Below are 16370 nucleotides of genomic sequence, written 5' to 3'. Positions count from 1 at the left end.
GGGCGCGCGCCGTCGGCTCGCGCATGGAGACAGGCTCCCTCGCGACCCACGACCCCGTGGAAGCAGTCGACGGCGTCTACCTCGCGGAACTGGCGGTCAGCGAGAACATGAGCGTCCAGCACTTCGAAATCGAGCCCGGTGCGGACGTCCCCGAGCACGACCACCACCACGAGCAGGCCGGCTTCGTCTACGAGGGCGAACTCACGTTCCTCGTGGACGGCGAGGAGTTCACGGTCGGCGCCGGCGACGGCTACACGATTCCGGGCGGGGAGCCCCACGCCGCACTCAACGAGGGCGACGAAGTCGCTCGCGGCGTCGACATCTTCTCGCCGCCCCGGGAGAACCCCGACTGGCAGGACTGAGCTACCGCTCGACGTTGAAGCCTTCTTCTTCTTCGAGAATGTCTTTCACGCGGTCGGTGTGGTCGCCCTGCACTTCGACGCTGGTCTCCTTGGCCGTGCCGCCGGCGCCGAGGCGCTTCTTTAGCGTCGTCGCCACGTCCCCGACGTCGGTGACGTCCGGGTCGAACCCCTCGACGACCGTGACCGGCTTGTCGTAGGTTCGGCGCTCGACGCGCACGGACAGCTCCTGTTCGGCGCGCGCGATGTCCTCCATTCCCGGTACGTCGATGCCGCCGAAGTCGTCGTCCTCTGGCACGCCAGCACGTACGCTGTCGGGACGCATATGCGTCGTGGCCGCCGCGGCGCTGGCCGGTAGCGCGCGAAAGAAGAACGGGACGTCGGTGGTGCGTTACGCGAAGTCCTCGGCGCGAGCCGAGGGCGAGAAGACCGAGTTACGCGAGGTCTTCGATGCGCTCGACGACCTCCTCGGCGTACTCGGAGGTGGAGAGCTTGACGCCGCCCTCGACCTGCCGTTCGAGGTCGTAGGTGACGCGGTGCTCGCTAATCTGGGCTTCGACGGCCTCGTGGACGAGGTCCGCGGCGTCGTCCCAGCCGATGTACTCCAGCATGAGCTTGCCGGAGAGAATCATCGCGGTCGGGTTCGCCTTGTCCTTGCCGGCGTGCTTGGGCGCGGAGCCGTGGACGGGCTCGGCGAGCACGCGGCCGTCGCCGAAGTTCGCACCGGGCGCGATGCCGAGGCCGCCGATCTGGGCGCCCGCGGCGTCGCTGAGGTAGTCGCCGTTGAGGTTCGGCATCGCGAGGACGTCGTAGTTGTCCGTGCGCGTCAGCAGCTGCTGGAGCATGTTGTCGGCGATGCGGTCCTTGACGACGACCTTGTCCTCGGGGGCTTCGCCGTCGTACTCCTCCCAGAGGGTGTCCTCGTCGATGGTCTCCTCGGGGAAGTCCTCCTCGGCGACCTCGTAGCCCCAGTCGCGGAACGCGCCCTCGGTGAACTTCATGATGTTGCCCTTGTGGACGAGCGTCACCGAGTCACGGTCGTTCTCGATGGCGTACTCGATGGCGCGGCGAACGAGGCGCTTCGTGCCGAACTCCGAGATGGGCTTGATGCCGATGCCGACGTCGCCCTGGTGGATGGTCTCGTCGAAGCCCATGTCGTCCTCGACGAAGTCGCGTACCTCCTCGACGTCGTCGGTGCCGGCCTCCCACTCGATGCCGGCGTAGACGTCCTCGGTGTTCTCCCGGAAGTTCACCATGTCCATCTCCTCGGGGTTCTTCACGGGGGACGGGACGCCGTCGAGGTAGTAGGTCGGTCGGACGTTCGCGTAGAGGTCGAGCTTCTTGCGGAGCGCGACGTTGAGACTGCGGAAGCCGGCGCCGACGGGCGTCGTCAGCGGGCCCTTGATGGCGACGCGGTGCTCGCGGATGGCCTCGACGGTGTCCTCGGGGAGGTTCTCGTCGTACTCGTCGCGTGCGGAGCCGCCGGCGAGCACGCGCGCCCACTCGATGTTGCGTCCTGTCGCCTCAGCGGCGGCGTCCAGTACTTTCTGCGCGGCGGGCGCGACGTCTTTCCCGATGCCGTCCCCGAAGATGATGGGGATGATGGGGTTGTCGGGGACCTCGATTTCGTCGGTTTCCTCGTCGTAGGTAATCTTCTCCCCGCTCTCGGGGATGTCGACGTTCTCGTAGCTCATAGTCGTATGAAGGTCACCCGATGCGCCTAAAAGGACTGCTGTTTCGCGCAGGCACGTCAACACGCCACGTAGCGCGACGCTCCGCCCGCGACGTGACGGGAATCCGCACACACTAAGCGTCCGGCCCCGGCAGGTCGCCGTATGCAAGTCATCGTACACGGCGGCGCGGGCACGACCGTCGAGGAGCCGGTGCCGCGACAGGCGACGCTCGACGAGGCGGCCGACGCCGGCGCGAGCGAGAACGACCCCGTGGACGCGGTCGAAGCCGCGATTCGCGTCCTCGAAGCCGACACCCGATTCAACGCCGGGACGGGGGGCGCGGTCCAGTCCGACGGCGTGATTCGCACCGACGCGGGCGTGATGACATCCGACCGCGACGCGGGCGCGGCGGCGTCGATGCCCGGCGTCGAGGCCGCTATCTCGGTCGCGCGCGCCGTGATGGAGGAAACACCCCACGTCCTGTTGAACGGCGTCCACGCGGTCGATTTCGCCGACGACGTGGGCGTGGACGTGGCGTGCGACCTCTGGAGCGAGGACACCCGAGAGCGCTGGGACGACCTCGACGACCACCTCGAGGGGAGCCCGCTCGACCACCTGGAGTGGATTCAGGACAAGTTCGGTTCCACGGACCCCGAGGGCCGCGACCAGAAGGACCACGACACGGTCGGCGCGGTCGCGTTCGACGGCGACGACCTCGCCGCGGCGACCTCGACCGGCGGCCGCTGGCTCGCGCTCGCGGGCCGCGTCGGCGACGTCCCGCAAATCGGCTCGGGGTTCTACGCCGCGCCCGCGGGTGCGGCGTCCGCGACGGGCGCCGGCGAGGACATCGCGAAGGCGACGCTGACGCGGCGCGCGGTCCGGCACCTCGAATCCGGGCTGGACGCGCAGGCCGCCGCCGACCGCGCAATTGAGGAGTTCGGCGAGCTCACCGGGTCGTCGGCGGGCGTCATCGTGCTCGGGAGCGACGGGACGGTCGGGGAGGCGTTCAACTCCGAGCAGATGCAGACAGCGAGACGCTGAGCGAAGCGAAGCGTCTCGGAACTGCGAACGCGGAGCGTAGCGACGCGTGAGCGGCGAGGGCTCGAACGGAGTGAGAGCCCTCGGTATCGCGAACGGCGACCGCAGGGAGCCGTGAGCAGCGAGGAGCCGAACGAAGTGAGGGTCCTCGTTATTGCGAGCGGGGAGCGAAGCGACCCGCGAGCGGCGCGGAAGTGAGCGGAGACCCGCGTTACGGGACGGGAAGCACCTCTCGCGTTCGGTCACGAGCGTTCGTTTCGGGCGTCGCGCGCCTAGTCCCGCAACCTCTTTCCCGCGTTCGGGCCAACTCCGTGGTATGGCAGACAGCGTGGAAGTCGGTTCCGAGGCCTACGAGAAGTACGTCGAGGCCGGCGAGATTCTGACCGAAGTGATGGAGGAGGCGGCCGACCGCGTGGAGGTCGGCGTCACGCAACTGGAGGTCGCGGAGTTCGCGGAGGAGCGCATCCGCGAGCTCGGCGGGGAGCCGGCGTTCCCCGTGAACATCAGCGTGGACGAGGAGGCGAGCCACGCGGCGCCGGGTGCGGACGACGACACGGAGTTCGGCGAGGAGATGGTGTGTCTGGACGTCGGCGTGCACGTGGACGGCCACATCGCGGACGCCGCGACGACCGTCGACCTCTCCGGGAACCCCGAACTCGTGGAGGCCGCCGAGGAAGCCCTCGACGCCGCCGTGGACGCCGTCGAGCCGGGCGTCCACACGGGCGAAATCGGCGCCGAGATTCAGGACGTCATCGAGGCGTACGGCTACAACCCCGTGGTGAATCTGACCGGCCACGGCGTGGACGTCTTCGACGCGCACACGGGGCCGAACGTCCCGAACCGCGAACTGGAGTCGGGCACCGAACTGGAGGTCGGGGACGTGCTCGCCATCGAGCCGTTCGCGACCGACGGGACGGGGAAGGTCTCGGAGGGCTCGGCCACCGAAATCTACGAAGTCGTCGGCGAGGGCAGCGTCCGGGACCGCCGCGCGCGCCAGCTGCTGGACGACCTCGAACAGTTCGACGGCCTGCCGTTCGCGGCGCGGTGGCTGGACGCGCCGCGCGCGGAGATGAGCCTGCGGCGCCTCGAAATGGCGGACGTGGTGCGGTCGTACCCGGTGCTGAAGGAGCGCGAGGGCGCGCTCGTCAGTCAGGACGAGCACACGCTCGTCGTCACCGAGGACGGCTGTGAAGTCACGACGAACTGACCGCCGCGGTTAGCCAGCGACCGGAGGACGGACCGGCGACTGCGGCGTTCGAGTCCGCCTCCCGCGTTTGCTTCGATTGCAGGGCGAAAATGAGGGTGTCACGCGTTGTTCATGCGCTTGGCGCGCACGTCGCCGCACTCCCGGCAGGTCGTGACGCGATACGGCTCCCGGGAGAACGCCGCGTTCTGGTCGTCGGCACTCTCCGTCCGGAGTTCGACGGTGACCGTGTGCGGGGTCTCGCGACCGCAGGTCTCGCACGGCTCGGTCATGGCGTCCGCCTGTGGGGTCTTGCTGGCCATCGGTACCACTCGTTTCCAATAACGGACGCCGGACGTAAGTAACCCCCCAAAGCGGTGAATGTGAACAGTTGACATACTCGCCACCGAAAAGCACCTGACGCGGGCCGCCGACGCCCCGGTATGGACCAGGTGTTCGCGCCGTGGCGCATCGAGTGGGTGGAACGCGAGGACAAGAACGAGGACGTCGACTGCGTGTTCTGCGAGTACCCCGAGCGCGGCGACGACCGCGAACACCTCGTGGTCGCGCGCGCCGAGCACGCGTTCGTGATGCTGAACAACTACCCCTACAGCCCCGGCCACTGCATGGTCATCCCGCACGCCCACACCGGCGACTACACCGACCTCGACGACGAGACGCTGCTCAGTCACGCCCGCCTCAAGCAGGCGACGTTCGACGCCATCGAGGACGCGTTCGGGCCGGCGGGGTTCAACGCCGGCCTCAACCTCGGCGGGGACGCCGCGGGCGGCAGCATCGACGACCACCTCCACACGCACGTCGTGCCGCGCTGGAGCGGCGACACGAACTTCATGCCCGTCATCGGCGACACGAAAGTCATCGTGGAGGCGCTCGACGAGTCCTACGACCGCCTCCACGAGGCGTTCGCCGCCCACGAGGCCGCCGAACCCACCGACTCGGGCGCCCCGTTCCTCGATTTCGACTGAATCGAAACACCGAACCGCCCGGGTCGGATACGTCGGAGTGATGGAGCGGCGTTCCGCGGTCCGACGCGTCGGCGGCGTCGTCTTCGCGGCGAACCTCGCGCTCGTCGCCGCGAAGGGCGTCGTCTGGTGGACGACGGGCAGCATCGCCGTCGGCTCCGAGGCCGTCAACAGCCTCGCTGACGTGGCGTACTCGCTGGTCGTGCTCGGCGGCCTCTACCTCACGACGCAGCCGCCGGACTTCGAGCACCCGCACGGCCACGAGCGCATCGAGCCGTTCGTCTCGCTGTTCGTCGCGGTCGGCGTGCTCGCGGCCGGCGCGGGCGTCATCTGGTCGGCGTCCACGTCCCTGATGGCGGGGTCGTACGGCCGCAGCGCCGGCATCGCGGGCGTCGTCGTGCTCGCCGGGACCGCGCTCGGGAAGTACGCGCTCTACTACTACTGTCTGGACGTCGCGGAGCGCCACCACTCGCCGGCGATTCGCGCGACCGCGCTCGACAACCGCAACGACATCCTCACCGCGGGCGCGGCGCTGGCGGGCGTGCTCGGTTCGGCCGCCGGCTACCCGATTTTGGACCCGCTGGCGGCGCTCGTGGTCGCGCTCGGCATCCTCTACACGGGCTACGAAATCGTCCGCGACAACGTCAACTACCTCGTGGGGGCCGCACCCCCCGAAGACCTCCGGCGGGAGATTCTCGACCGCGCGCTCACCCACCCCAAGGTGGAGGGCGCCCACGACGTCGTCGCCCACTACGTCGGCCCGGAGGTCGACGTCAGCCTCCACGTCGAGGTTGAGGGCGAGATGACGCTGTACGAGGCCCACGACATCGAGACCGAAATCATCCAGTCGGTGCGCGAGATTCCCGAGGTCGACGACGTGTTCGTCCACGTGGACCCGAAGGAGCTCGGCGAGTGGAAAGACGACGGGCCCGCGTAGCCCGCGCGCTCGCCGCCGGAACGGCAGGAACTTCTTTCAGGGCGCGCGCCGAAGCGCCGCTCATGAGCGAGGCCCGACAGCTCCAGTGTCTCGAGTGCGGTCGCACCGCCCCGCCGAACGGCGACTGGGAGTCCGGCACGCACCCGACGCTCGGGTCGATGACGAAGTGCCCCGGCTGCGGGAGCACGAACGTCCAGACGAAGCGGTGAGTGCTCGCGGCGGCTGCGAGCGTTCCCGCACCGTCAAGTGACGCCGGCGCGACCGCTCGCGTATGCCCGGACAGCCGTGGCCGGTACTCGGCAGCACCGCCCTGACACTCGCCGTCGCGGCCAGCGCCGGTCTCGTCGCCGCACTCGCCACTTTCCGCGCCGCCGACAAGCCGCCTCGGCGGGCCGCCGCGCTCGTCGGCGTTCCCGTCGCCGTCGCGTCGCTCGCCCTGTGGTGGGTCGCCCGGTACTCGGCGGCGTACCCGTTCCCCGACTACGGCGGTCTGCACGTGCTCGCCGGCTGGCTCGCGCTCGCGTTCGTCGTCCTCGCCGCGCAGGTCGGCCTCGCCGCGTACGCGTTCGCGCGGTGGCAGCTCGTCGCCGGCCCGGTCGCCGCGTTCGCCGCCGTCACCGCGACGTGGTACTACTTCCTCCGAATCGGCGGCGAGACGGACGTCCTGTGGCTGTGGGCGGCGCTCGCCGCTCCCGTGCTGCTGGCTGCGACCGCGCTCACCGTCGGCATCGAGTACGGCGCGCGCCGGGCCGCGGGACAGGTCGAGGCCTGAGAATCAGACGGGCTCGCCGAACGCGTAGACGGTCTGGTGGCCGGTGACCTCGACGGTCGCGAAGTCCCCGGGTTCGAGCCCGTGCTCGCTGGCGTTCTGGACGATAATCTGTCGGTAGCTGTCGTCGTAGCACTTCACGGAGTCGCCGGTCCCTTCCTCGGTGACGAGGACGTTCCGCTCGGTGCCGACCATCTCCTCGTGGGCGTCGCCGACCACGTCCATCTTCAGGTCGGTCATCGCCTTCGAGCGGTCCTTCTTCGTCTGGCCGCCGAGTCCCTTCAGCTCGGCGGCGTCGGTGCCGGGGCGCTTGGAGAACCGCGTGACGTTGATTTTCTCCGGGCGCGTCTCCCGCAGGAGCGCCATCGACTGCTCGTGGTCGTGGTCGGTCTCGGTGGGGAAGCCGACGATGAAGTCCGTCGAGAGCGTCCACTCCTCCAAGTAGTCGTCGAAGGTCTCCACGATGTCGACGTACTGCTCGACCTCGTGCTGACGGCGCATGTCTTCGAGCACGTCGTCGCTGCCGGACTGCACGGGCCCGTGCAGGAAGTTGTAAATCTCGTCGTGCTCGGCGAACACTGCCGCGAGTTCCTCGCGGATGCCGTGGACGCCGCCCGGGTTCGCCATCCCGACGCGGACGCGGAAGTCGCCCTCGATTTCGGTGGCGATGCGCTCCAGTAGCTCGGGGAGCTTGCGCTCGCCGTCGTCCCAGCCGTAGACGCCGGTGTCCTGGCCGGTGATGCGAATCTCCTTCGCGCCGGCGTGGACGAGCGCGCGCGCCTTCTCGACGTTCTCCTCGACGGGCGGGGAGTCCACGCGCCCGGTCGCCTGCTTCGTGATGCAGTACGAGCAGTTGCTCATGCAGCCGCGGGCGATGGGGAGGATGCCGATGACGCCGTCCAGAATCGGCTCGGCGTCCGGCGTCGTCGTCGGGCACTCGCCGTTCGTCACGGCCTCGGGCACGTCGTCCCAGTGCAGGACTTGGGCGTCCACGTCCGCTTGCGCGAACTCCTCGCCCTGCGCGAGCGCCATGCAGCCCGTGACGATGAGGTCGGCCGTCTCGTCCTCGAGTTCCTCGGCCCGCCGGAGCATGTTGCGCTCCGTCTTCTCCACGACCGTACAGGTGTTGAGGATGGCGACGTCCGCCTCGTCGGCCCCCTCGACCTTGTGGTGGCCGGCGTCGCGGAGGCGCCGCTCGATTTCGCGGCTCTCGCCGCGGTTCGAGGTACACCCGTACGTCTCGATGTGGTACTGGGCCATGCGTTGACCCAATCGTTGGCCGCCCGCGGGCAAAAGTACGACGATAGCCGGCGACGCTCCCGGCGAGCCCCGCCTACTCGTCGAACGTCTCCACGACGTTCACGCCCGACGAGGCGCCGATGCGCTCGGCGCCCGCGTCGAACATCGCCTGCGCGTCCGCGTAGTCGCCGACGCCGCCGCTGGCCTTCACGGGGAGGTACTCGCTCATCAGCTCCACGTCCGGCACGGTCGCGCCGCCGTCGGAGAACCCGGTCGCGGTCTTCACCATGTCCGCGCCCGCGTCCTTCGCGGCCTGACACGCGTCGCGTTTCTCCGCGTCGTCGAGCAGCGGCGTCTCGATGATGACCTTCACCGGGAGCGGCGTGGCGTCCACGACCGCTTCGAGGTCCTCGCGCACGGCGTCCAGTTCGCCGGCCTTCAGGCGGCCGACGTTCGTCACGACGTCGAGTTCGTCCGCGCCGTCCTCGTGGGCGACGCGCGCCTCGTCAGCTTTCGCCTCGGTGGCGTGCTGGCCGTGCGGGAACCCGACGACGGTCGCGACCGTGAGGTCGTCGGGGGCGTAGCTGCGCACGTCGGCGACGTAACACGGCGGGATGCAGACGTTCATCCCGTACTCGTCGGCTTCCTCGACGACGCGCTCGACGTCGGCTGGGGTCGTCTCGGGGCCGAGCACGGTGTGGTCGATGCGCGCGGCGAGGTCCTCGCGGTTCATGTGGTAATAAAAAGCATCTTTCGTTAAAATATTGGCGATGAGTTCGACTGACGGGCGCTGAGTTGTCGCTTCTGATAACGCGGCCTCAAACCTTAAGTAAGGGAATTCGGCTGTCGGTGGTATGCACCAAGTCAGTAGGCGCGGGTGGCTCGCCGCGACGGCCACCGCGCTGACCGGCGGCGCGGGCTGTCTCGGCCTCGGCGGCAGCGACGAGCCCGTGACCGTCGGCTCGTTGCTCCCGCTCTCCGGCGAAGGAACGCTCGCGACGTTCGCGTCCCACCACGAGCGCGCAATCGACGCCGCCGTCGCAGACGTCAACGCGGCGGGCGGCATCCACGGGCGCACCGTCGTCCACCAGCCAGCCGACACCGCCGCGGACCCCGAGACCGCCGCGGACGCCTACCAGTCGCTGGTCGACGACGGCGCGGTCGCCATCGTCGGCGCGGTCCTCAGCAGCGTCACCACGTCGCTGGCCGACCGCCCCGCCGAGGACGGCGTGCTGATGCTCAGTCCGTCCAGCACCAGCCCCTCGCTGGCGTCCGCCGGCCGCACCGACGACGCCAAGTTCTTCGGCCGGACGTGCCCGAACGACCGCCAGCAGGCCGCCGCGATGGCGAAGATTCTCGACGACGCCCGGTACGCCGACGCCGACGACGCCACCGTCCTCTACGTCGACGACGCGTTCGGCGGCGCGCTCGTCGAGGGCCTCGAGAGCGCGACCGACACCACCGTCCGCGCGACGGTCCCGTTCGCGCCCTCTGACCCGAGCCCCGAGACCCGCGTCAGCGCCGCACTCAGCGGCGACCCCGACGCGGTCGTCTTCGTCGGGACGCCCGGCCCGTCGGCCGCCGTGCTGGACGAACTCGTGAGCGCGGACTACGACGGCGACGTCGTCGTCAGCGCCGGCATGTCCGTGGACGCGACCGACGACGACTACGCCGGCGTCTACACGCCGTCGGTGGCGTCCGCGCGCACCGTTGGCACCCAGCGGCTCCAGCGCGAGCTCTCGGACCTCCAGCCGCTGATGGCGTACACGACCAACGCCTACGACGCCGCGATGCTCGCGGCGCTGGCCGGCGAGCGCGCCGACGACGTCTCCTCGACGGCCATCGCGCAGTCGCTGCGCGCGGTCGCCGGCGGCACCGGCCACTCCGTGAGCGTCGGCCAGTTCGACCGCGCGAGCACGCTGTTCGACGCCGGCCGCGAGGTGAACTACCGCGGCGCCTCCGGCGGCGTCGACCTCCAGCCGAACCTCGAACCGCTGTCGTCGTACCTCGTCGAGCGCGTCCAGTCCGGGAGCGTCCAGACGCTGGAGTTGCTCCAGCGGTCGTACTTCGGGGGTGACGGCGAGTGAGCGACCGCATCGACGGCCGCCTCGAACGCTTCCTCCCCGACCGGCTGCGCCGCAGCTACTCGCTGAAGTTCAACGCCCTCCTGCTGGCGGTCGTCCTCGTGCTCGCGGCCGCCGGCGGCGTCGTCCACCTCCAGACCCAGGAGACCGTCGGCGCCGACACGGAGGCCGACGTCTCCGGCATCGCCGACCAGCAGGCCGCCGCGCTCAACGACTGGGTGAGTCAGAAGCAGGCGACCACGCGGTTCATCGCCAACGACTTCGAGGGCGACGACGCGAACGCCAGCGCGCGCCTCGAACGCACGTTCGCGACGCTCCCGACGGACGTCTACTCCATCCACTACGTCGACTCGGCGGCCGGCGACGTCCTCGCCAGCACGGACGACGACCTCGCCGGCTCGACGGTCTCGCCCGACGACGCGCCGTGGCTGTCCACGCTCCGCGAGGGCGTCGGCGACGTGGCGCTCTCCGAGCCCTACGAGGCGGGCAGCGAGCCCGTTGTCGCGTTCTCGACGCCCGTCGGGGAGTCCGGGCGCGCGGTCGTGCTGACCGCGTCGCTGGCCGACCGCTCGCAGTCGTTCAACTCCCCCGAGGCGACCGGTGACGTGAAAGTCGTCGGCGGGGACGGCGACGTCGTCTTCGACAACCGCAACCGCGCGCTGCTGGAGCCGTACACGACCAGCGACGGCACGCTCCCGAGCGGCGTCGAGACCGCCCGCGAGGGCGACACCACGTTCGCCGTCGTGAGCGAGCGCACCGGCATGGACGACGGCAACTACGCCACCGCGTACACGCCCGTCGTCGGCACGAACTGGGTGCTCGCGTACCACGTGCCGCGCGGCGACGCGTACGCGCTCCAGTCGCAGGTCACCACGAGCGTCGCGGCGCTGGTCGTCATCGCGCTCGTCGGCGTCGCCGCCGTCGGGCTGACCGTCGGGCGCCGCACGTCGAACGCGCTCGAAGCGGTCGCCGACCGCGCGAACGCCATCGCGGCCGGCCGCCTCGACGCCGACCTCCCCGAGACCCGCCGCGTCGACGAGGTCGGCCAGCTCGTCGGGTCGTTCCGCTCGATGCGGTCGTACTTGCGGACGGCCGCCGACCAGGCGGACGCGCTCGCCGCACAGAAGTTCGACGACGACGTCCTCGACGAGGACCTCCCGGGGTCGTTCGGCAACTCCCTCTCGGAGATGCACGAGCGCCTGAAGACGCTCATCACGGACATCGAGACCGCGCGCGCCGACGCCGAGCAGACCCGCGAGGAGGCCGAGCGCCTCAACGACGAACTGGAGGCGACCGCCGACGCGTTCAGCGAGGAGATGGCGGCCGCGGCGGACGGCGACCTCACGCGGCGCCTCGACCCGGACGCCGACAGCGAGGAGATGCAGGCCATCGCGGACGCGTTCAACGAGATGATGGACGACCTCGAGGGCACCATCCAGCGCGTGCGGGACATCGCGGACGCCGTCGACGACTCCAGCCGGGACGTCGCGACGAGCGCGGGCGAGATTCGGAACGCGAGCGAGCAGGTCAGCGACAGCGTGCAGGGCATCTCCGCGAGCGCCGAGACGCAACGCGAGAATCTCGACGAGGTCGGCGACGAGGTGACGTCGCTGTCCGCGACCGTCGAGGAAATCGCCGCCAGCGCCGACGACGTCGCCGCGACCGTCGACGAGGCGGCCGCGGAGGGCGAGCGCGGCGCCGAGCAGGCCGAAGCCGCGATGGCGGAACTGGACCGCATCGAGGCGACCGCCGACGACGCCATCGAACGCGTGGAGGCGCTGGAGGACGCCGTCTCCTCCATCGGCGAGGTGACCGACGTCATCACGGACATCGCCGACCAGACGAACATGCTCGCGCTGAACGCGAACATCGAGGCCAGCCACGCCGACACCGACGGCGACGGGTTCGCGGTGGTCGCCGACGAGGTCAAGAGCCTCGCGGAGGAGACCAAAGACTCCGCCGCGGAAATCGCGGACCTCGTAGAGTCCGTCCGCGGCGAGGTCGACGACACCGTCGAGGACATGCACGAGCTCGGCGAGCGCGTGAACACGGGCAGCGAGACCATCGACGACGCGCTGTCATCGCTCGACGACATCGTCGAGCGCGTCGAGACCGCGAACACGAGCGTGCAGTCCATCAACGAGGCGACCGACGAGCAGGCCGCCTCCACGGAGGAGGTCGTCACGATGACCGACGAGGTCAAGGACCTCAGCGACCAGACCGCCGAGGAAGCACAGGACGTCTCCGCCGCGGCCGAGGAGCAGACCGCCTCGGTCACGCAGGTCGCGGACCGCGCCAGCGACCTCGAAGACCGCGTCGAAGAGCTCAACGACCTCCTCGGCCAGTTCGAGGTGCGCGGCGAGTAGCCGGCTTCGCCAACGCTTAGGTGGCCGCGGCGCCTCGTCCCGGCCATGCTCGCACCGGAGGTCGAGACGACCGCCGAGGACATCGCGGAGATGGAAGTCCGGGGTGCCGCGACCATCGCGCGCGCCGCCGCGGAGGCGCTGGAGGCGCAGGCCCGCGACAGCGACGCCGACGCGCCCGCACAGTTCCGCGAGGAACTGCGGGCGGCCGCGCGCCGCCTGCGGAACACCCGCCCCACGGCGGTCAGCCTGCCGAACGCGCTCCGCTACGTGCTCAACGAGGTCGAGGGGGACACCGTGGCAGCCCTCCGCGCGTCCACTATTGAGGCCGCCGAGCGGTTCCGCGACCAACTGGACCGCGCCCAGGACGACCTCGGCGCCATCGGCGCAAACCGCCTGCGGGACGGCGACACCATCATGACGCACTGCCACTCCACGGACGCGCTGGCGTGCGTCGAGGCCGCCCTCGACGACGGCAAGGAAATCGAGGCCGTCGTCAAGGAGACCCGTCCCCGAAAGCAGGGCCACATCACCGCCAAGCAGCTCCGCGAGTGGGACGTCCCGGTGACGATGGTCGTGGACAACGCCGCGCGGCGCTACCTCGACGACGTCGACCACGTGCTCGTCGGCGCGGACTCCATCGCCGCCGACGGCTCCGTCGTCAACAAGATCGGCACCAGCATGCTCGCGGTCTCCGCCCGCGAGCGCGGCGTCCCCGTGATGGTCGCCGCGCAGACGCTGAAGCTCCACCCGGACACGCTCACCGGCCACACCGTCGAAATCGAGATGCGCGACGAGACAGAAGTCCTCAGTGACGAGGAGCGCGCCGAGGTCGGCGACGTGGACGTCGAGAACCCCGCGTTCGACGTGACGCCACCGCGGTACGTCGATGCCATCGTCACGGAGCGCGGGCAGTTCCCGCCCGAGAGCGTCGTCACGCTGATGCGCGAGCAGTACGGCGAGGGCACCAGCGAGCCGTGGGCGGAGGAATAACAAGGTTTTCCGTCGGCGCGTCCACCCTCCCGGTATGGTCTTGCCCTCGGGGTTCGCGCCGCCGCCGCTCCCGTACCTGGTCGCCGTCGCTGCCGCGGTGCTGGCGGTCGGGTGGCTGCTCGTCCGCGAGTCGCCCCCCGTCACCGACCGCACGGTGCTGGCGTTCGCGCCGTGGATGGCGTTCGGCTCGACACTGTACGTCTGCTTCCAGCTCGGCGTCTTCCCGGACGCCGTCGCGCCCTTCTTCGGCTCGCCGACCGTCTACGCCTCGACGTTCGCCGCCGCGGGCGTGACGTGGCTCGTCGCGCGCCGCACCGCCCGCCCGCTGGTCGCGCTCGCGAGCGTCGGCGGTGCGCTCACCGTTTTCCCCGCGGCCGCGGCAGTCAACTACGGTCTCGCGAACGGCACGCTGACGCTGGCGTGGCCGCTGGCCGCCGTCGCCGCCGCCGCGGTTCTCGGGCGCGTCGCGTGGTGGGTCGTCGAGCGACTGCGGCCTACAGACGCCGCCGCGGTCGGCGGCGCCGGCGCGCTCGCGGTGTTCGCGCACGTCCTCGACGGCACCTCCACCGCCGTCGGCGTGGACGTACTCGGGTTCGGCGAGCAGACACCGCTGTCGGCCGCCATCATGCACTTCGCCGCCGACCTCCCGACCGCCTCGGTGCTCGGCGTCGGCTGGCTGTTCGTCCTCGTGAAGACCGTCCTCGGCGCCGCCGTCGTCCTCCTGCTCGCCGAGTACGTCCGCGAGGACCCCGCCGAGGGCAACCTCCTGCTCGCCGTGGTCACCGCGGTCGGGCTCGGCCCCGGCGCGCACAACGTCTTGCTGTTCGTCGCCGCGAATCCCGCAGGGTTTTAGCGCGGCCCCACTGACGACCCACGTATGGTTCGTGTCGTCGCCGCCGGCCACGTCAACTGGGACGTCACGCTCCGCGTCGACGCCCTCCCCGAGCCCGACGGCGAAGCCCGCATCGTCTCCCAGCGCCGCTCCGGGGGCGGGAGCGCCGCCAACGCCGCGGTCGCGCTCGCGGGCTTCGACGTCGACACCGGGCTCGTCGGGAGCGTCGGGGACGACGAGAACGGCCTGCTCGCGCGCCGCGAACTCGACCGCGTCGGCGTCGATCTCGACGGCCTCCGCGTCGTCGAGGACGCCGAGACGAGCGTGAAGTACCTCGTCGTGGACGGCGACGGCGAGGTGATGGTCTTGGGCAACGACGGCGCCAACGAGGCCGTCGCGCCCGCGGACGTCGACGCCGACTACGTCCGCGACGCCGACCACGTCCACCTCACCAGCCAGCGCCCCGAGACCGCCACCCGCCTCGCCGAACTCGCCACCGAGGCCGGCGCCACGGTCTCGTTCGACCCCGGCCGCCGCCTCGACGAGCGCGACTACGCGGCGACCATCGAGCGCTGCGACGTCCTCTTCGTCAACGACCGCGAAGCCCTCGAAGTACTGGAGGAGGACGCCACGTACGCCGAGTCCGAGGTCGGCGACCGCGTCGTCGTCGTGAAACACGGCGCGGCGGGCGCGACCGTCCACACGCCCGACGCCTCCTTCGAACACCCCGGCTTCGACGTCGACCCCGTGGACACCACGGGCGCCGGCGACGCCTTCGCCGCCGCCTTCATCGCCGTCCTCCTCGACCACCCCGACGACTACGAGCGCGCGCTGGAGTTCGCCAACGCCTGCGGCGCGCTCGCGGCGCGAGCCGAGGGCGCCCGCACCGCGCCCACGTACCCCGAAGTCGAGGCGTTCCTCGACCGGCAGTTCTGACCCACGTTTAGGTGGGTGGCTTCCGTAGGTCGCGTCATGCCACTCCTCGCGGCGTTCCCCGACCGCGTGCTCTCGTTCGACGGCTCCCTCCAGACGGTTCGCTCCGGCGCCGTGCAGTGTCTCGACGCCGGCCCCTTCGGCGTCTACTGCGGGACCGGCAACGGCGTCTACCGCCAGTCCGACGCCGACCCGACAGAGTGGACGCGCGTCGCCGACGTCGGCGACGTGACCGCATTCGCCGTCCACGAGTCGGGTGTCTGGGCGGGGACCGAGCCGAGCGCGGTCTTCCACGCGCCCGACGGCGAGACGTTCGCGGAGTGCGGCGGTCTCACCGACCTCCCCTCCAGCGACGACTGGGCGTTCCCGCCCCGTCCCTCCACCCACCACGTCCGCTGGCTCGAACCCACGGCCAACGCCCTCTACGTCGCCGTCGAAGCCGGCGCGCTCGTCCGGTCGCCGGACCGCGGCGAGACGTGGCGGGACCGCGTGCCGGCGGGGCCGTACGACACGCACTCGATGGCGACGCACGGCGACAGGCCGGACCTCGCGTACGCGGCGGCCGGCGACGGCTTCTACGTCACCGAGGACGGCGGCGACTCGTGGCGCACCGAAGAAGCGGAACTGGACCGCACGTACTGCTGGAGCGTCGCCTGCGACCCCGGCGACCCCGAGCGCGTGCTCGTCTCCGCCGCCGACGGGCCGCGCAGCGCACACGACACCGGCACCGCCAGCAGTGCGGTCTTCCGCAAAGCGGGCGTGGACGCCGACTGGGAGCGCTGTGACGGCCTCCCGGGACCGAACGGCCTGCTCGCGTCCGCCCTCGCAGCGACCGGGCCCGGGGAAGCCGTCGCGGCGACGAACCGCGGGCTGTTCGAGACCGACGACTGGGGCGCGTCGTGGACCGAAATCGACACCGAGTGGCCGGCTAAATTGGAATCTGAGCGCCCGCGTGGGCTAGTCGCGCGCTGACCGCAATCCCCG

18 protein-coding genes are annotated in these 16370 nt (G+C 70.7%); 13 read left to right on the top strand and 5 right to left on the bottom strand.

Annotation, left to right across the window (positions count from 1 at the left end; translation table 11 throughout):
• Nucleotides 1-23 precede the first annotated feature (23 nt).
• Nucleotides 24-362 (top strand): cupin domain-containing protein, encoded by a 339-nt coding sequence (locus HHUB_RS10605; protein ID WP_059057582.1) that lies wholly within the window; start codon nt 24-26, stop codon nt 360-362.
• Nucleotide 363: 1 nt separating this feature from the next.
• On the opposite strand, the gene HHUB_RS10600 is transcribed toward HHUB_RS10605, so the two are convergent.
• Together HHUB_RS10600 and icd are read right to left on the bottom strand one after the other, a co-directional pair.
• Complete coding sequence (locus HHUB_RS10600) at nt 364-657, bottom strand: SUI1 family translation initiation factor (RefSeq protein WP_238323956.1); 294 nt, start codon at nt 655-657, stop codon at nt 364-366.
• A gap of 136 nt (nt 658-793) precedes the next feature.
• Nucleotides 794-2053 carry an isocitrate dehydrogenase (NADP(+)) gene (gene icd / locus HHUB_RS10595; protein ID WP_059057580.1) on the bottom strand — a complete coding sequence of 420 codons (1260 nt, stop codon included), beginning with the start codon at nt 2051-2053 and terminating at the stop codon, nt 794-796.
• Between the two features lie 141 nt (nt 2054-2194).
• Between icd and HHUB_RS10590 the strand changes: the two genes are divergently transcribed.
• Nucleotides 2195-3073: an isoaspartyl peptidase/L-asparaginase gene (locus HHUB_RS10590; RefSeq protein WP_059057579.1), complete on the top strand. Its 879-nt coding sequence runs from the start codon at nt 2195-2197 to the stop codon at nt 3071-3073.
• 313 nt (nt 3074-3386) lie between these two features.
• Nucleotides 3387-4277 (top strand): type II methionyl aminopeptidase, encoded by an 891-nt coding sequence (gene map, locus HHUB_RS10585; RefSeq protein ID WP_059057578.1) that lies wholly within the window; start codon nt 3387-3389, stop codon nt 4275-4277.
• A 98-nt stretch (nt 4278-4375) separates the two neighbouring features.
• On the opposite strand, the gene HHUB_RS10580 is transcribed toward map, so the two are convergent.
• Nucleotides 4376-4576 (bottom strand): DUF7835 family putative zinc beta-ribbon protein, encoded by a 201-nt coding sequence (locus HHUB_RS10580; protein WP_059057577.1) that lies wholly within the window; start codon nt 4574-4576, stop codon nt 4376-4378.
• A gap of 120 nt (nt 4577-4696) precedes the next feature.
• On the opposite strand from HHUB_RS10580, the gene HHUB_RS10575 reads away from it, so the two are divergent.
• The 4 genes from HHUB_RS10575 (at nt 4697) to HHUB_RS10565 (ending at nt 6945) form a co-directional block, all read left to right on the top strand.
• Nucleotides 4697-5239 (top strand): HIT family protein, encoded by a 543-nt coding sequence (locus HHUB_RS10575; RefSeq protein WP_059057576.1) that lies wholly within the window; start codon nt 4697-4699, stop codon nt 5237-5239.
• Nucleotides 5240-5279: 40 nt separating this feature from the next.
• Nucleotides 5280-6173 (top strand): cation diffusion facilitator family transporter, encoded by an 894-nt coding sequence (locus HHUB_RS10570; RefSeq protein WP_059057575.1) that lies wholly within the window; start codon nt 5280-5282, stop codon nt 6171-6173.
• Between the two features lie 62 nt (nt 6174-6235).
• On the top strand, nt 6236-6382 hold the full coding sequence (locus HHUB_RS17100; protein WP_169793409.1) for a hypothetical protein: 147 nt from the start codon (nt 6236-6238) through the stop codon (nt 6380-6382).
• Between the two features lie 62 nt (nt 6383-6444).
• Entirely contained in the window at nt 6445-6945 is a 501-nt protein-coding gene (locus HHUB_RS10565) for a hypothetical protein (RefSeq protein ID WP_059057574.1), read from the top strand.
• Nucleotides 6946-6948: 3 nt separating this feature from the next.
• Here HHUB_RS10565 and HHUB_RS10560 read toward each other — a convergent pair whose 3' ends face one another.
• Together HHUB_RS10560 and deoC are read right to left on the bottom strand one after the other, a co-directional pair.
• Nucleotides 6949-8202, bottom strand: coding sequence for a tRNA (N(6)-L-threonylcarbamoyladenosine(37)-C(2))-methylthiotransferase (locus HHUB_RS10560; RefSeq protein WP_059057573.1), 1254 nt, complete (start codon nt 8200-8202; stop codon nt 6949-6951).
• A 73-nt stretch (nt 8203-8275) separates the two neighbouring features.
• Complete coding sequence (deoC, locus tag HHUB_RS10555) at nt 8276-8914, bottom strand: deoxyribose-phosphate aldolase (protein WP_059057572.1); 639 nt, start codon at nt 8912-8914, stop codon at nt 8276-8278.
• Nucleotides 8915-9035: 121 nt separating this feature from the next.
• On the opposite strand from deoC, the gene HHUB_RS10550 reads away from it, so the two are divergent.
• The 6 genes from HHUB_RS10550 to HHUB_RS10525 are packed head-to-tail and all read left to right on the top strand — an operon-like array spanning nt 9036 to nt 16358.
• Nucleotides 9036-10268 (top strand): ABC transporter substrate-binding protein, encoded by a 1233-nt coding sequence (locus HHUB_RS10550; protein ID WP_059057571.1) that lies wholly within the window; start codon nt 9036-9038, stop codon nt 10266-10268.
• Nucleotides 10265-12631, top strand: a complete 2367-nt coding sequence (locus HHUB_RS10545; RefSeq protein WP_059057570.1) for a methyl-accepting chemotaxis protein — start codon at nt 10265-10267, stop codon at nt 12629-12631. Before HHUB_RS10550 ends, HHUB_RS10545 begins: the two co-directional genes overlap by 4 nt.
• Nucleotides 12632-12676: 45 nt before the next feature.
• The gene (locus HHUB_RS10540) at nt 12677-13621 is read left to right on the top strand and encodes a ribose 1,5-bisphosphate isomerase (protein WP_059057569.1); all 945 of its coding nucleotides are present in this window, start codon (nt 12677-12679) and stop codon (nt 13619-13621) included.
• Nucleotides 13622-13655: 34 nt separating this feature from the next.
• Nucleotides 13656-14474: a DUF63 family protein gene (locus HHUB_RS10535; protein ID WP_059057568.1), complete on the top strand. Its 819-nt coding sequence runs from the start codon at nt 13656-13658 to the stop codon at nt 14472-14474.
• Between the two features lie 24 nt (nt 14475-14498).
• Entirely contained in the window at nt 14499-15389 is an 891-nt protein-coding gene (locus HHUB_RS10530; protein ID WP_059057567.1) for a carbohydrate kinase family protein, read from the top strand.
• A 36-nt stretch (nt 15390-15425) separates the two neighbouring features.
• The gene (locus HHUB_RS10525) at nt 15426-16358 is read left to right on the top strand and encodes a WD40/YVTN/BNR-like repeat-containing protein (protein ID WP_059057566.1); all 933 of its coding nucleotides are present in this window, start codon (nt 15426-15428) and stop codon (nt 16356-16358) included.
• The last annotated feature ends 12 nt before the right edge of the window (nt 16359-16370 follow it).

The sequence above is a fragment of the Halobacterium hubeiense genome (assembly GCF_001488575.1).
Classification (GTDB): Archaea; Halobacteriota; Halobacteria; order Halobacteriales; family Halobacteriaceae; genus Halobacterium; species Halobacterium hubeiense.
Note: the sequence above shows the minus strand (reverse complement) of the source record. Positions and strands in the feature narration are given on the sequence as shown.

Bases quoted from the DNA above. Each gene is read 5' to 3' on its own strand.
- HHUB_RS10540 (WP_059057569.1), top strand. From the start codon at position 12,677: ATGCTCGCACCGGAGGTCGAGACGACCGCCGAGGACATCGCGGAGATG.
- HHUB_RS10605 (WP_059057582.1), top strand. From the start codon at position 24: ATGGAGACAGGCTCCCTCGCGACCCACGACCCCGTGGAAGCAGTCGAC.
- HHUB_RS10580 (WP_059057577.1), bottom strand. From the start codon at position 4,576: ATGGCCAGCAAGACCCCACAGGCGGACGCCATGACCGAGCCGTGCGAG.
- HHUB_RS10565 (WP_059057574.1), top strand. From the start codon at position 6,445: ATGCCCGGACAGCCGTGGCCGGTACTCGGCAGCACCGCCCTGACACTC.
- HHUB_RS10525 (WP_059057566.1), top strand. From the start codon at position 15,426: ATGCCACTCCTCGCGGCGTTCCCCGACCGCGTGCTCTCGTTCGACGGC.
- HHUB_RS10570 (WP_059057575.1), top strand. From the start codon at position 5,280: ATGGAGCGGCGTTCCGCGGTCCGACGCGTCGGCGGCGTCGTCTTCGCG.
- icd (WP_059057580.1), bottom strand. From the start codon at position 2,053: ATGAGCTACGAGAACGTCGACATCCCCGAGAGCGGGGAGAAGATTACC.
- HHUB_RS10575 (WP_059057576.1), top strand. From the start codon at position 4,697: ATGGACCAGGTGTTCGCGCCGTGGCGCATCGAGTGGGTGGAACGCGAG.
- HHUB_RS10560 (WP_059057573.1), bottom strand. From the start codon at position 8,202: ATGGCCCAGTACCACATCGAGACGTACGGGTGTACCTCGAACCGCGGC.
- HHUB_RS17100 (WP_169793409.1), top strand. From the start codon at position 6,236: ATGAGCGAGGCCCGACAGCTCCAGTGTCTCGAGTGCGGTCGCACCGCC.
- HHUB_RS10550 (WP_059057571.1), top strand. From the start codon at position 9,036: ATGCACCAAGTCAGTAGGCGCGGGTGGCTCGCCGCGACGGCCACCGCG.
- HHUB_RS10530 (WP_059057567.1), top strand. From the start codon at position 14,499: ATGGTTCGTGTCGTCGCCGCCGGCCACGTCAACTGGGACGTCACGCTC.
- HHUB_RS10590 (WP_059057579.1), top strand. From the start codon at position 2,195: ATGCAAGTCATCGTACACGGCGGCGCGGGCACGACCGTCGAGGAGCCG.
- HHUB_RS10535 (WP_059057568.1), top strand. From the start codon at position 13,656: ATGGTCTTGCCCTCGGGGTTCGCGCCGCCGCCGCTCCCGTACCTGGTC.
- map (WP_059057578.1), top strand. From the start codon at position 3,387: ATGGCAGACAGCGTGGAAGTCGGTTCCGAGGCCTACGAGAAGTACGTC.
- deoC (WP_059057572.1), bottom strand. From the start codon at position 8,914: ATGAACCGCGAGGACCTCGCCGCGCGCATCGACCACACCGTGCTCGGC.